Origin of the sequence: Micromonospora sp. NBRC 110037 (genome assembly GCF_001652995.1) — a bacterium.
Taxonomy (GTDB): Bacteria; Actinomycetota; Actinomycetes; order Mycobacteriales; family Micromonosporaceae; genus Micromonospora; species Micromonospora chalcea.
The window spans coordinates 345,235-359,736 of sequence record NZ_BBVA01000004.1 but is presented as its reverse complement, the minus strand read 5'-3'; the positions used below and the strand labels follow the sequence as shown (position 1 = coordinate 359,736).

The window sequence follows — 14,502 nt, the reverse complement described above, 5'->3', positions numbered from 1 at the left end:
GGCCGGGCGACCCCCGCCGTTCACCCCGTGGTGGCCGGGAATCGTGCCGAGCCTACTGCACCCGCCGGAGCCCCGAGGGTCTGCGCCGCCGGGCACGACGACGGCACCGGGCCGCCGCCCGTGCGGGCGACGGCGGCGGTGCCGTGCGGGGTACGCGCGCGCTCAGACCTCGAGCAGCTCGTTCTCCTTGTGCTTGACCAGCTCGTCGACGGTAGCGACGAAACGCTGGGTCAGGTCGTCCAGCTCCTTCTCCGCGCGCCGGCCCTCGTCCTCGCCGACCTCGCCGTCCTTGACCAGGCGGTCCAGCTCCTCCTTGGCCTTGCGGCGGATGTTGCGGACGGCGACCTTGGCCTCCTCGCCCTTCTGCCGGGCGACCTTGATCATCTCCCGGCGCCGCTCCTCGGTCATCTGCGGCAGGACGATGCGGAGCTGGTTGCCCTCGTTGTTCGGGTTGGCCCCGAGGTCCGAGTCGCGGATCGCCTTCTCCATGGCGCCCAGCTGCGAGTTGTCGTACGGCTTGATGATCACCATGCGGGGCTCGGGCACCGCGATGGAGGCCATCTGCGGCAGCGGGGTCGGGCTGCCGTAGTAGTCGATGACGATCCGGGAGAACATGGCGGCGTTGGCGCGACCGGTACGGATCCCGCCGAACTCCTCCTTGGCGTGCTCGATGGCACGCTCCATCTTCTCCTCCGCCTCGAGGAGGGTGTCGTCGATCACCGGTCTCCTCGCCTCCTTCTGTCGCTCGTCGTGGGTAGTGCGGGTGCCGCCGTGGCAGAGGGACCGCTTGTCGATCCGGCGGGCCGGTCAGGCGGTGATCAGGGTGCCGATCTTCTCACCGGCGACGGCCCGGACGATGGTGTCGTCGCCCTGGGCGCCGAAGACCAGCATCGGCAGGCCGTTCTCCATGCAGAGGCTGAACGCGGCGGCGTCGGCCACCCGCAGGTTACGGCGCAGCACCTCGGAGAAAGTGATCGAGTCGAGCTTGCTCGCGGTCGGGTCGATCCGGGGGTCGGCGGTGTACACCGCGTCCACGCCGTTCTTGCTCATCAGCACCACGTCCGCGCGGATCTCCAGCGCCCGCTGGGCGGCCACCGTGTCGGTGGAGAAGTACGGCATGCCGGCGCCCGCGCCGAAGATGACCACGCGGCCCTTCTCCAGGTGCCGGATCGCCCGCAGCGGGATGTACGGCTCGGCGACCTGGGCCATGGTGATCGCGGTCTGCACCCGGGTCTCGATGCCCTCCTTCTCCAGGAAGTCCTGGAGGGCCAGGCAGTTCATGACCGTGCCGAGCATGCCCATGTAGTCCGCGCGGGCCCGGTCCATGCCCCGCTTCTGCAGCTCGGCGCCGCGGAAGAAGTTGCCGCCGCCGACCACCACGGAGACCTGCACACCACGGCGTACGACGGTGGCGATCTGCCGGGCGATGCCCTGCACGACGTCGGGGTCGACACCGATCGCGCCGCCGCCGAAGACCTCACCGGAGAGCTTCAGCACCACCCGGCGGGACCGACCGGGAGGAGGCGCGGTCGGATCCTCCATCGCCAGGCTCCGGTCACTCACAACCTGCGTCATCCGCCCCGCCCCTTCTCCCCGCGCATAGCGCGGGCGTCGCGTACGTGCCCTTGCCGACCCTATGTGACGAGGAGGCCGCGGTGCCTGTCACGTACACCGGCGGCCTCCTCGTCGACGTTCTCCCCTGTGCCCGGGCCCGGAAGGCCCGGCGCGGCGGCTCAGGCCTGGCCGACCTCGAACCGCAGGAAGCGGGTCACCTCGATGCCGGCGTCGGCCAGCACCTGCTTGACGGTCTTCTTGTTGTCGGCGACCGACGCCTGCTCCAGCAGGACGAAGTCCTTGAAGAAGGCGTTCACCCGGCCCTCGACGATCTTCGGCAGCGCCGCCTCGGGCTTGTTCTCCTCGCGGGCGGTCTGCTCGGCGATGCGCCGCTCCGACTCGACGGTCTCGGCCGGCACCTCGTCGCGGGTGAGGTACTTCGGCCGCATCGCGGCGATCTGCATGGCCACGGCGCGCGCGTCGGCGTCCGCCGCCTCGTCGTTCTTGCCGGTGAACTCCACGAGCACGCCGACCGCCGGGGGCAGGTCCTGGCTCTTGCGGTGCAGGTAGACCGCGGTGGTGCCGTCGAGCTTGGCGAAGCGGTTGAGCACCAGCTTCTCGCCGATCTTGGCGGACTGCTCCTGAATCAGGTCGGCCACGCTCTTGCCGTCGATGCTGCTGGCGAGCAGCTCCTCGGCGTTGGTGGCGCCGCTGGCCACGCCGTGCTCGACGAGCTGCTGGGCCAGCGCGATGAAGGCGTCGTTCTTGGCGACGAAGTCCGTCTCGCAGTTGAGCTCGAGCAGCGCCTGGCCGGAGTGGGCGACGAGCCCGTTGGCGGCGGTGCGGCCGGCCCGCTTGCCGACGTCCTTGGCGCCCTTGACGCGCAGGATCTCGACGGCCTTGTCGAAGTCGCCCTCGGCCTCCGTCAGCGCCTTCTTGGAGTCCATCATGCCGGCGCCGGTGAGGTCGCGGAGCTTCTTGACGTCCGCGGCGGTGAAGTTGGACATGACTCTCTCTTCGGTGTCAGTGAGGTGGTCTGGGGTGCTGGTTACCCGGTTCCGGGCCGGTGCTGCCGCCCGGCGTACCCGTCGCGCCCCACCGCCGGGAATCGCCGACGGTGGGGACGCGACGGCGAGATCACTCGGCGGCGGCGGTCGCCGGCTGCTCGGCAGCGGCGGCGGCGGGCTGCTCGTCGGCCTTCTTCGGCTCCTCGAGCAGCTCACGCTCCCACTCGGCCAGCGGCTCGTCGGCGGCGACCTGGCCGGCCTCGGGCTTCTCGTCCGCGCCCCGGTTACGGCCGGAGCGGGCGATCAGACCGTCGGCGACGGCGGCGGCGACGACCTTGGTCAGCAGCTCGGCCGAGCGGATGGCGTCGTCGTTGCCCGGGATCGGGAAGTCGACCTCGTCCGGGTCGCAGTTGGTGTCGAGCACGGCGATCACCGGGATGCCCAGCTTGCGGGCCTCGTCGACGGCGATGTGCTCCTTCTTGGTGTCGACGATCCAGACCGCGGCCGGGAGCTTCTGCATGTCCCGCAGACCACCGAGGGTCTTGGTGAGCTTGATCTTCTCGCGGGAGAGCTGGAGCGTCTCCTTCTTGGTGTAACCGGCGGCGGTGCCGCTCAGGTCACCCAGGGCCTCCAGCTCCTTCATCCGCTGCAGCCGCTTGTACACGGTCTGGAAGTTGGTCAGCATGCCACCGAGCCAGCGGTGGTTGACGTACGGCTGGCCGACCCGGGTCGCCTGCTCGGCGATGGCCTCCTGGGCCTGCTTCTTGGTGCCGACGAACAGGATACTGCCGCCACCGGCGACGGTGGTGCGGACGAACTCGTACGCCTTCTCGATGTAGTCGAGCGTCTGGCGCAGGTCGATGATGTAGATACCGTTGCGCTCGGTGAAGATGAAGCGCTTCATCTTCGGGTTCCAGCGCCGGGTCTGGTGCCCGAAGTGCACACCGCTTTCCAGCAGCTGACGCATGGTCACGACGGCCATGGTGGGTTACTCCTACATTGTCCCTGGTTGTCCGTCCGGCCGGCGGCCGGACGCCTGGCGCCCGGTCGGCGGCCGGGGTGGGCCCGGGTGAAGAACCGGGACCAGGGAGGCCGTCGCCCCACGGAGGAGACCGTGGAGAGGGCACGCGAGGTCGACCGCACGAGGCGGTCGCCAGTCGACCAGTGTACGCGCCCTGTCCGCCGCACGGCCTGCGGGTGCGGGAGGCCGGCTCGATCGACTCTGACGCGGCCTTGATCGACTCCGGTACGGCGAAGTGGCGGTGTCAACCTGCCTGTGACACCGCCACTTCGGGGTGGATGGGCGTTTCCCCGCTCAGCCCGCCGCGAGGGCTGCGGCGAGGAAGAGGACCAGCCCGACCGTCAGGTACGCCGTCGGCGGGCGCAGCCAGCCCCGGCTGCCGTCGGCCAGCGCCAGCCCCCCGGTACGCAGCCCGTACAGGCCGGTGCCGAAGATCGGCAGCCCGACGGTCAGGAACATGCCCACCACCACGTGCGACGTCGACACCGGGTCGCCGAACAGGCCGTGCAGCAACACCCGTACCGCCGGCACCTCCAGCACCAGCACCATCACCGCCAGCAGCACCGCCAGCGCCGGACGCCGGGTCCGGTAGACCCCGTCACCGGGCGGCGGACCGTCCGGCCGGGGCATGAGTGCCGGCATCGGGCCGGTCGGCATCTCCAGCGGATTCGGGGTCGCCGCCGGCTCGGCCGGACCGGCCGGGCGCTCACCGATCCGCAGCGGAGTCGCCTCGCCGGGGTTGAGCCGCGCCGCGGCCGACGGGTCCGTCCCACCGGTCACCGGCGGCTCGGCCGACCGGCCGGTGTCCACGATCGGGTAGCCGCCGAGCGGCCCCGGACCGGCCTGGCCGGCAGCGCCGCCGAGGGCCAGGGCGTTGCCGCCACCGCGCGGATCGGCGTTGTGAGCGGCCAGGCCGTACGGGTCGCCGCCGGTACGGGACGCGCCGTCGGAGGCCGGGGTGCCGAGCGGGCTCGCCGGCGCCGCGCTCAGCGGGTTGCCGTGCGCGGCGGTGCCGAGCGCGTCCACACCGCTGCGGGACACCGCGGCGAGCGAATCGTCCGCGGACTCGCGGGCCGCCCGCCGCCCGGCACGTGACCCGGGCAGCTCACCGGAGACCTCCGGGTCGTCCGGCCGCTGCGACCGCCAACTGCTCGTGTCGTCCACCAGCGGGTCGGCGGCGGAGTACCGGCCCGGCTCGGCGTACCGGCTCTCACCGGCCCGCTGCTCCGGCATGCGGTAGTCGTCGTCGCGGTAGCGGGGCTCACCCGCGGCGCGCCAGTCCGACTCGTATCCGCGGTCGCCCCATCGCGACCCCTGCTCATCCTCGGGATAGCTCCGTCGTCCGTCCACGACGGGCACGGTATGCGACCGGCTCCAGCCGCGCCATTCGGGTCTGGTGGGACATCGCCCCAGCTCGGACGGACTATCTCGCGTCATCGGGTCGTCGCATCTCGTGAGCTGGACACCTAACGGTTGCCGGGTGGGTTCGACGCCTGCTGGCACGCGCCACCGTCGAACCCACCCCGAGGAGGTGCACCACCGAGCGGCAGGCCGCCGATCGCATGGACTCCGCCAAGGCATTACCAAAACCCGCGCAGCCAGGCATCCCGTTCTGGATTTAAACCCTCTCCCGCGAGGTGGTTGCCACAGCCGCCTGCAGCACCTCGGAACGCCTATCCCGAACGCCTCAATAGCTACACTACGGGCTCCCGCCAATTCGCCGAATGATGCTTGCCATTCCCTCCGCAGCAACTCTCAACGCATCGCCAAGAGCGGCGAGATGCTCTGCTCGATTTTGCACATAAGAGTCGGAGGACACCTTTTGCCACGCATCCCGGTAGGCATCCTCTAGATGAAGAACCTCTTCGACAATTTCTGCTCGCTGGTCGAATGGAAGACCAGCCCTGCCCTGCAGGAGCATGCTTAGTTGAGCCCTGGTCGAAATAACGTCCCCGACAAGGCGTATGTGTGCCAGACCAACCCTCTCGCTCAAGAGGATCTCCGCAACAACGGCATCGTGATGCTCCTCTTGAACCAGCAACGCAGCCTCTAGCCTAGAGTTCTCTCGAGCGCAACCATTCCTCGCGCTCCTGCCGGTATATCCACGCCACCAGCTCGCGAAATCGACACGCAGTAGGTTACGCAACTATTGTGAATGCATCATACGGGCCGAGGTCCGCTCCAATTGACCGTTGCTGGGCCTGCATGGCCGCCCCCACATCAGGAACATCGAAGGTTCGCTCGATAACATTTGAACCCAGCGGCTCCGCTCGCGCACCCGTCGTCGGGAGACCATTTGGGCTTCCTACCCCATCCCATCCTGGGATTACTTGCTCAGTCTCCAACGACTTGCCGCCACCCTCTACCCGAATCGTGGCGTGTTCCATATCGGCGTCCCAACGAACGGTTGCCTTACCACCACAGTTGTGAACAAGAACCGGCGTATCACCGGCGAGCACATAGTACGTGTGGGATTTTCAGCCCGTCACGCAGTGCGAGCTACGTTTTCATGGCGTTTCACCTGGCCTTTCGCGTGTGGCACCAACTCGCCGCATCGAAATCTATCGGTGTTGACGGCGACGGTGACGGCAACCTGGGGAGACGTCCGCGCTCGCCGGCGGCCGAGGCATCGATGGCCGGCGTTATCCGAGGTAGGGGGTGTCGCCGCGCTGGGCGTGGTGGTGGAGGCGGAGGCGGACGGTGTGGTGGATGGGGATGTGGTCGAAGTCGGTGGGGTGGATGAAGCCGACCTCGGTGGACTCGTCGCTGACGGTCAGCGTGCCGCCGGTGACTCGGGCAAGGTAGGTCACGGTGAACTCTTGCCGCACCTCGCCAACGCAGCGCTGCACGACCTGCTGCGCCACGCCGACACCCACAACGACCTCATCGACTAAGTGATCAAATACCAGGCCGACCGGGGCAACTTCGCCCAGCAACCCGAACACCTCGGACGCCCCAGCAACGACGAGCAGGCCGCGCCACCCACCAAGCGCCCCCGCAGCAACCGCAACCGCGCACCCAAGCAGTAAGCCAGCCGAACCAAGGCCCTCGACCAAGGTCCGACTGGCTCAAAACTGCTCTACAGGATCAAGCGCGCCCGGCTACGCCGGACGCACGCGCACGCGCTACAGCCGTCCCGGCCCCGCGCGCACGCGCCCACACAACAAGATCGTCCAGACCTCGGCAGTCGACCAACCCACGTGCAGAGACCATGACGATCGCCGATAGTGGCTGACCCGGTCGGTGCGCCCGGCGATCGACGCCACGCCGCGCAAGCGCGGCCCCACCGAACAACCCACTCACCCAGCCATCAAGCGCCGTCTGCCGAAGTTCATCCATGTATTCAGATGTGCGCCAAGTGTCTGACGGCAACGCTGACGGCAACCCGGGCGCACAACCACGGACCTCGACTCACCCTGCAAACAACCACCTACAGGCCGCAGTCGGGTAAAATGCATTCATACGACTCCCAGCAAGCTAAGCAGCGCCCGAATGTTCGGCGCAATTTCGACCCACCCATTGTCGCTCCTAAGGTAGACCACCGATGGGTCCGAATCTGAGGTGCGGTAGTCCAAAGCAAAGGGTTGATCTGGCCCCATGTCACCGATCAGTAGCGACCTTGCGGGATCAATATCTCCTGGTGGACTTTCCAGGCTCTTCGATCCCACATACCACTCGCGCGTTTCGGGTTCCATCTCCGAGTGCCATGATTCGTTCTCGCGCACCATACCGTTGACTTTGTAGAAAGTCGGCTGCTGCGGAGCCTCACCAAAAATCGAGGCCAGCAAGGCTGGATCGTTTGGAGCCACCCACCGATCTTCACGGATCGCTTTCAGCAGGAGCTCGGGAACACGAAGACCGCCTACGAGCACTTTGGTTTCGTCTGTCATCGGGACCACACGTTTCTTCCTGTTGCTGCCGAGATTGCGTCCATAATCGACTGCCTGGTGCCTACAGGCGCTAGCGGGTTGCCGTGGTTTCGGCCATTTACGCTTCGTGACATCCAGCTTACGGAGAAGCCGCCTTCCTCAATGAACATCGTGAAGCCGACAGTCTCCCGTGAACCGCCAAAATGCTCGAAATTGATCCGCCCATGCCCACCAAGCCGTCGAACCGAATTCACCGGCGGATTCGGCATGTCCGGATCAACGCTCAGATGAGCCCTAAAGTTGCCCGTGCTTGGCTCATAGATTCCACTAAAGGCCGCACCATTCCCGTGCGCACCTAGTGCACCAGTGTTGTCGTATCCGTCCGCGTTCGAAATTACGTTATTGCAGTTGTGAACGAGTACCGGCACATCGCCGGCGATTACATAGTACGTGTGGACGACGGAGACCGTCAGGTCGCGCATCACCTCACTGCCGCTGAAGTTGCGGACCTTGACGACGTTCACCGTCGACCCGTCCGCCGCGAGCAGCCCTTCGGCGGCCTTGAGCTCACCCGCGCCGACCCACTGATTGCGGGTGACGCTCCAGAACGGGTGGTGCTGCGTCGTGTCGATCGTCGACACAACGCCCTTGCCGTCGCGGACGACCAGGTCGGTCAGGGCGTCGTCCTGGTTGATGTGCAGCTTCTCCACCGTCTGCGCGCTGGTGGCGCCGCGCTCGGGGTCGTGGGCGAGGACCTGGTCGCCCTCCCGCACCTCGGCGATCGGCTGCGTCGATCCGTCGGCCATGAGGACCGGGGTGTCCGGCGAGAAGCTGTGTGTCGGGCAGCCGCCCTTGGAGCTGGGTGCGCCTCCGCCGTTGTTTCCGCCGGTCTTGCCCTTGGCCGGCGCGACGGGCTCCTTTTTCGGAGGTTCGGGCGTCTTCGGTGCCGGTGGCCGCGGAGTCTCCCGGATCTCCTTCTTCAGCAAGGCCATCTCTTTGGCCTCTGCCGCCGGGTTGATCGACGGGGGCTTGCCCCACCTGATGCGCGCCACGACTGCGCCGGCCTTGTCGGCTCCCCAGTCGATGACCTTCTTGCACCACCTGCCGAGCTTGCAGGCCCAGTCGAGTCCGGGCACGACCGAGACGCCGGACAGCGCGGCCTCCCGCCAGTTTCCTTCGGTGGCGTAAATGACCGCGTTGACGCCGTCACATCCCGCGCCCAGACCGATGAGGAAAAGTCCACACGCCTCAAGGGACTCGTGCGTCTTCTGTCGGCCGGTCTTCTTCGTCGGCCCCCCACTGCCGTCGTTGCGGGTGTCGCCCTGGCCCTGGCCGCTCGTACCTTCAACGAAGTTCTGGCACGCGTAGCCCCCGAGGCTGCCGCAAATGTCGAGGTTGTTGCCCTTCGGGTTGAGGTACTCGGGGATGATCAGACCGCTCGGGTCGCTGAACGTGACCGGGTTGTTCGACGCGTAGGTGTACGCGGACAACTGCTGCGGGTTGCCCGGGTCGTTGATCGGGTCGACCGAGATGAACCGGCCGATGGTCGGGTCGTACTCGCGGGCTCCGAGATGGGTCAGGCCGGTCGGGTCCTGATAACCACCGAGGAACCCCTGCTGGTTGGGCCAGGTGACCGCCGCTCCCCGGGGCGACCCGTACGGCGTCTGACGGCGCTGGGTGATGGTCTGGTTCGTGTCGTTGGCGACGCTGACCTGTGAGGTCCCCTGGTGGTCACTGGCCAGCCAGGTGATGCCGGTGACGGTGCGCTGCGCGACCACCTCCCCGCCGAACGAGTAGTAGCGAGTGGCTGTCACCTGCCCGGTGGTGCCGTTCTTGCGGATCTCCTGATCCCCGAGGAACAGGGTGCTTCCGGTGGGATCGGTGGCGATGAGCCGGTTACCGCTCGCGTCGTAGATGTAGGAGCTGGTGCCGGTGCTGTCGGTCACCGAGGCCAGGTGCCCCTCGACGTCCCAGGTGAGGGTCTGCTGCCCGGACTTGCCGGGCCGGCTCTTCGTGTTGCCGGCCTCGTCGTAGGTGTACGAGCCGGTGGTCGTGCCGGTGTTGTCGGTCCTGCTCCACCCGTTGAGCCGGTGCGACTGCGGCGTGCCCGCCGTCGGGTAGGAGTAGGACGTCGTCACCGTCCCCGTCGGGGTCCCGCGCTCGATCTGGGTGCGGCGATTGCCGATGCGGCCCTCCGGGTCGTTCGGCGCGCCGAACGACCACTGCTGCCAGTACGGTGCCGGGCCGCCCAGTTGCGTCTCGGTCTGCGGTTTTGCCGTGCAGTCGAAGGAAGCCGGAGTCCACGCCTCGGTGAGCCGGCGCTGGTGGTCGTAGGTGAAGCACTGGGTGTCGCGGGGACGGGCGCCCGTGTTGTCATCGATCTTGGTGATGTTGCCGCTGGCGTCGTAGTCGTAGAACGTGTTCAGCACATACGAGGGGGCGACTGAGCGTGTCACCGAACTGCTGCTGACCCGGCCCGTGGTCTCGTCGTACAGAGTCTTGCTCTGGACCGACTTCGCACCCGTCAGCGCGGTGGCGCGGGTGATGGTGTTCAGTTCGTGCAGGTCGCTGTAGCCGGCGTCGACCACGTAGTAGGTGGCGTCGATGTAGTCGGTCGCCAACCGGTCCAGCATCGCGTACGTGGTGTCGTACTTGTAGTTCAGCACCTCCTGGTCGAGGCCACCCGCGGCCGGAATGGTGAGCGTGTTGGGTGAGCCATCGCCCAGGAAGGTCGCCTTGGACGTGAAGCTACAGGTGACCTTGCCGATACCGCAGAAGCCGGCCTGCGACGCCGGGAGGGTGAGCTTGGTCTGCGTCGTGTTGTACATCTTGTCGACAGTCACGACCTCGGAGCGGTACTCCTCGGACCCGATCCACCGCGACGACGACGTGGCGATGCCCTTGACCGGCGAGTCGTAGGTCAACTCCGTGCGCTTCTGCCCCGTCAGGCTGCCCTCGTGGGTGGTGCGTAGCCGTCCGACCTCGTCGTAGGCGTACCAGAGGTCAGGCGTGTCGGGGCGGGAGTCGGTAGTCCTCTCCAACTCCCCGAGGGTGTTGTACTTCCTGGTGGACGTGCCGGCGTCCGGGTCGCTCGACGAGATCAACCGGCCCTGGATGTCGTAGGCGTAGGACCAGGTGTTGCCGGACGGGTCCTTGACGGTGGCCAACTGCCCCACCGGGTGGTAGGTGTACCTGGTCTCGTCGTAGGTCCCGGTGGCGGTCCGCCCGTGGTACTGCCAGAGCTTCTCCGTCCGGCCGTACGGGTCGGTCCATACCGTGGTGGCGGCCTGCCCGACCGGAGGCTCCACGGTGACGTGGTCACCGTGATACGTGGTCGAGGTTCTAGCCTTCTCGACCTGGACGCTCGCGACCGAGCCGAGAAGCAGGGAGTGAGTCTGTCGGCCGGCGTTGTCGTAGATCGCCTGGGTCTGGCTCGGCACGTCCTGGTCGAGCCGCGATCTGATGATCGAGGTGTCGATCGCGCCGGAGTCGTAGTAGGCCGAGTTGGACTTGTAGATGCGACCGGCCGCGTCGTAGAACGTCTCGGTCATGATCCGGCCGCTGCGATGGGCCGGTTCCTGCGTCTGCCGCTGGCGGCCCAGCGCGTCGAAGATCATGTACGAGGTGTCGCTACCACCGAGAGCGTTCACCGCGGTGGTCACCACGTACGACGGCGCCGTCTTCGACAGCGTGTAGGCATAGCTGGTCGACGGCGTGGTGGGGTTGTTCGCCCGCTGCCGGTTGGGCAACCACACCTGGAGGGCGCGGCCCAGGGCATCGTAGGTGTACTCGGTGACGTAGTTGTTGACGTCGGTGCTCTTGAGCGCGAGGCCGGTGGCCGGGTCGAGGTCCACAGTTGTGGTCCACTGCAACGGGTTGGTGGTCGTCCGCTGGGTGACCGGCCCACCGGTGGCCGGGACGTACGCGGTCGTCGTCTTCTTCCCGGCGATGTCGGTGACCTCGGTCGTGCGGCCTCGAAGGTCGTACTTGGCTGTCCCCACCTGCTGGTAGGTGCGGTTGCCGCCGGCGAAGGCCACGATCTTCTCGGTCGCGGTGAGCAGCCCCTTGTCCGGCGCCGTGCCGTACGCCTGCCCGTCGTAGCTGAACCGGACATCACCGAGGATCTGGTTGGTGTCGGTGGGCGTGGTGGAGCACGCTCCGACCCAGCCGTGGATTCGCTTGACCGGCGTGAGCAACCACCGGGTGGCGTTGCGGATGTACTCGGTCTTGCTGCACCGCTTGTCCCCGGTGGCGCCGCCGTCGGGGCTGTCCTCCTGGGTGGTCGGCATGCCGTAGTCGTCGAAGTCGGTGGTCGACGTGCTGCGCCGCCAACCCGAGTCCGTGGCGGTGCGGGAACTCACCGTGCGTACCCGGGTGTACCGGGATTCGGCGACCGGGCTTCCCGCCCGGGTGGCCGTCGCCTCGGAGCGCCACATCGTGTATACGGTTGCGGACAGGACGTTTCCGTCCAGCCAGGTGATCGTCTCGCGGGGCGAGCCGCTGAAGTGGTCGTAGTCGTTTACCGCCCCGCCTTCCAGACCCTGGACCTGCGTCGTGCGGGTGCTGCCGTTGGCGAGCTTGTCGCCGTACATCCCTCGGTAGTAGAGGGTTTCGGTCTTGGTCCGCGCGGGGCCCTCACCGACGTAGGTCACCACGCGGGGGAAGCCACGCCACTGCGACCAGGTACGGCGGTCGTTCGGAGTGATGCCGGTGTCGTCGTCGTGGTGCCACAACGCCTCGTTGTTGGTGTTGAGGTACTCGTACGCGGTGCGCAGCGGCCTCGACCCTCCGGTGGGGTCGATCTGCTGGACCTCCTCCACGACGTACTTGTGGAAGAAGTCGGTGACCTTGTCCCTGCCGTTGGGTGCCCACTCGACCGGATAACAGAGCAGTTTGTTCTTGTCCAGCGCGTCCTTCGAGGGCATCACGCTGCCGCGGACGCATTGCGGCTGCTTGTAGGTGACGAAGATCTGCCCGCCGGTCTCCAGGGTGATCAGGTTGACCCGGTGCCAGTTCATCGCCAGGGCCCAGTCGCTGCCGCCGGCGTCCACCCGGTTCGGCATCTGGATGCCGGAGAAGGTCACCTCCGGCGTCGTGATCGTGCCACCGTTGAGACCCTTGTGGGTGATGCCTTCGAGCCAGAGACCGGCCCTCGTGCCGTCACCGGGGTCGAGGAACGCGTGGCGGAAGGTCCACGAGTCCGCCTTCTGGTAGGCCGAGGCGGACGCCTTCCACGCCTTGGTGGTGATCTCCGTGGTGCGCTTTGCGGACCAGAACGTGGGAGAGCCGTTGGTACACGGGTTGGTCGAGGCGGTGCAACTCTGGTCCCAGGGAGTGTCCGGCCAGTTCGTCGCATTCTTCGTGGTGCAGTTCTGCAGACACCGGTCCACGTTCGTGAACTCGATACGTCCCGGCACATTCTCGATGTACGGCGACGTGGCGGCGTACTCGTTGTCGTCCCGGTTGTCGCTGCCGTAATCGATGCGGGTCAGGTAGCCGGCCCGGTCGTAGACGACGGGCGTCGTGCCCGTCAGATTCTTGGCGTAGTAGTTGGTCTCCTTGGCCCACCAGTAGGACATGGTGTTGCCGTGGATGTCCTGGACGTAGTCGAGGTTCCACCGCCAGGCCTGCGGCTTCCCGTTGCAGTCGGAGGCGGCGAAGGTGCCGGCGTTGCAGGGCTCACCTGGGTTGTTGCCGTACACCGGGACGGTGAGCACGGAGTTGGTCGTCGGGCGGCCGGTGGCCCAGCCGGGAAGCCGGTGGCGTCCGAACCAGTACTGGGTGCCGTCGGTGCCGGTGACCTTCCAGTATTCGTTGTCGTTGTCGCCGTTGGCGTACGCCGACGAGGTGAGCAGCTCGACCTTGGTTCCGTTCTCGCTGCGGGGGTGCCAGGTGCCGTCGCTGCCCTTGAGCAGTTCGACGGTGCTGCCGTTGAGCGACATGACGGCGTTCTCCGGGCCCCAGCACAGGTCACCGGTCTTGACCGTGTTGTTCGCGTTGCCACCCATGTCGTCGGCGCACGCCTTGTAGCGCCGCTCCACGAAACCGGGAGAGAACTCGAAGCCCTCCCCGAACAGGCTCGGCTGGTTGTTGGTCGCCGCGTGCCGACCGTCCACGGACTGCGAGGAGTAGCCGAGGCCGAGGGTCGGTTCCGGTCCGCCGGGGCCCGGCGGGACACGCATCGGGTACGACCACTGGAAGCTGCCGGTGGCACCGCTGTGGCTCCACGACGACGTGGAGGCGAGGCTGGAAGCGGCGAAGTCGCCGGCTCCACCGGACGGGCCGGCGGTCAGGGCGAAGACCGCGGCGGCCTGGGCCTCGGGCACCGACACGGTCGTGGTGACCGTCCGGGTCCGCACGTCGTTACGCGAGTTCAACGGCGTGCTGCGGCAGTCCGCTGCGGCGGGGGTGCTCAGGGCACAGTCGGGCAGCTGCGCCAGCCGCAGTCTCGACGCCCAGTCACCGCCGTACGCGGTCGCGAAGGCGGCGTAGTCGATACCCACCTCGACCGGGCCGGCCGCCCGCACCCCGTCAGTGCGTCCGAGGCGTACCAGTAGGCCGTTGATGCCGGCCGCTTCGGCCTGGGCCTTCGGCAGGACCTCGACCCGGACCTTGGCGGGCGCGGCCACCGCGCTTCGGTTGGCCGAGGACGCGGTAGCCGGCCGGACCGTGACCGGCAGCGACCCGGCCCGGCTCGGTTTTGCCGCTACGCCGGCGGTCGCCGCCAGTGACACCTCGGCGGAGCCCGCCGTTGGCCAGACCGGTGCGGGGCGCCGCACCTTGGCCGCCGCGGCGTCCTTGTCGGGAATCCGCTTGCTGGACGCGGCCTTGTGCAGCGGGGCGGAGGAGTACCGCTGCGGGTCTAGGTGGAGGGCCTGCTCCGGCCGCTCCGCGCGGGCCGGCAACTGGCCACCGAGCGTGGCGGCGAGGACCGTGGCCAACCCCGCGACGAGGGTACGACGGGCGCCCCGTCGCACCGCGACGCTGACCCGCATCCCCCCACCGCCTGGTTGCGGCCGGCCGGATCGATTGATTCTCATTTCTGCCCTTC

The 14,502-nt window shown here is 67.6% G+C and carries 7 protein-coding genes and 2 pseudogenes; 1 reads left to right on the top strand and 8 read right to left on the bottom strand.

What is annotated here, in order from left to right:
• Positions 1-162: 162 nt before the first annotated feature.
• From frr to A4R25_RS14610, 6 genes and pseudogenes are all read right to left on the bottom strand, one after another.
• A complete protein-coding gene (frr, locus tag A4R25_RS14635) occupies positions 163-720 on the bottom strand; it encodes a ribosome recycling factor (protein WP_043325889.1) in 558 nt (185 codons plus the stop codon).
• A gap of 87 nt (positions 721-807) precedes the next feature.
• Positions 808-1,542, bottom strand: coding sequence for a UMP kinase (gene pyrH / locus A4R25_RS14630; protein WP_174533616.1), 735 nt, complete (start codon positions 1,540-1,542; stop codon positions 808-810).
• A 191-nt stretch (positions 1,543-1,733) separates the two neighbouring features.
• Positions 1,734-2,561, bottom strand: coding sequence for a translation elongation factor Ts (tsf, locus tag A4R25_RS14625; protein ID WP_064447054.1), 828 nt, complete (start codon positions 2,559-2,561; stop codon positions 1,734-1,736).
• A 130-nt stretch (positions 2,562-2,691) separates the two neighbouring features.
• Positions 2,692-3,543 (bottom strand): 30S ribosomal protein S2, encoded by an 852-nt coding sequence (gene rpsB, locus A4R25_RS14620; protein WP_043325892.1) that lies wholly within the window; start codon positions 3,541-3,543, stop codon positions 2,692-2,694.
• Between the two features lie 333 nt (positions 3,544-3,876).
• Positions 3,877-4,941, bottom strand: a complete 1,065-nt coding sequence (locus A4R25_RS14615) for a hypothetical protein (RefSeq protein ID WP_064447053.1) — start codon at positions 4,939-4,941, stop codon at positions 3,877-3,879.
• A gap of 1,283 nt (positions 4,942-6,224) precedes the next feature.
• Positions 6,225-6,416, bottom strand: a pseudogene (locus A4R25_RS14610) (NUDIX hydrolase); the annotation flags it as partial.
• Here A4R25_RS14610 and A4R25_RS32030 point away from each other — a divergent pair.
• Positions 6,414-6,611, top strand: a pseudogene (locus A4R25_RS32030) (GntR family transcriptional regulator); the annotation flags it as partial. The pseudogenes A4R25_RS14610 and A4R25_RS32030 overlap by 3 nt on opposite strands.
• 429 nt (positions 6,612-7,040) lie before the next feature.
• On the opposite strand, the gene A4R25_RS31115 reads toward A4R25_RS32030, so the two are convergent.
• Positions 7,041-7,472 (bottom strand): SMI1/KNR4 family protein, encoded by a 432-nt coding sequence (locus A4R25_RS31115; RefSeq protein WP_146074843.1) that lies wholly within the window; start codon positions 7,470-7,472, stop codon positions 7,041-7,043.
• Positions 7,469-14,446 (bottom strand): RHS repeat-associated core domain-containing protein, encoded by a 6,978-nt coding sequence (locus A4R25_RS14605; protein ID WP_064447052.1) that lies wholly within the window; start codon positions 14,444-14,446, stop codon positions 7,469-7,471. The genes A4R25_RS31115 and A4R25_RS14605 overlap by 4 nt, the downstream gene beginning before the upstream one ends.
• Positions 14,447-14,502 lie beyond the last annotated feature (56 nt).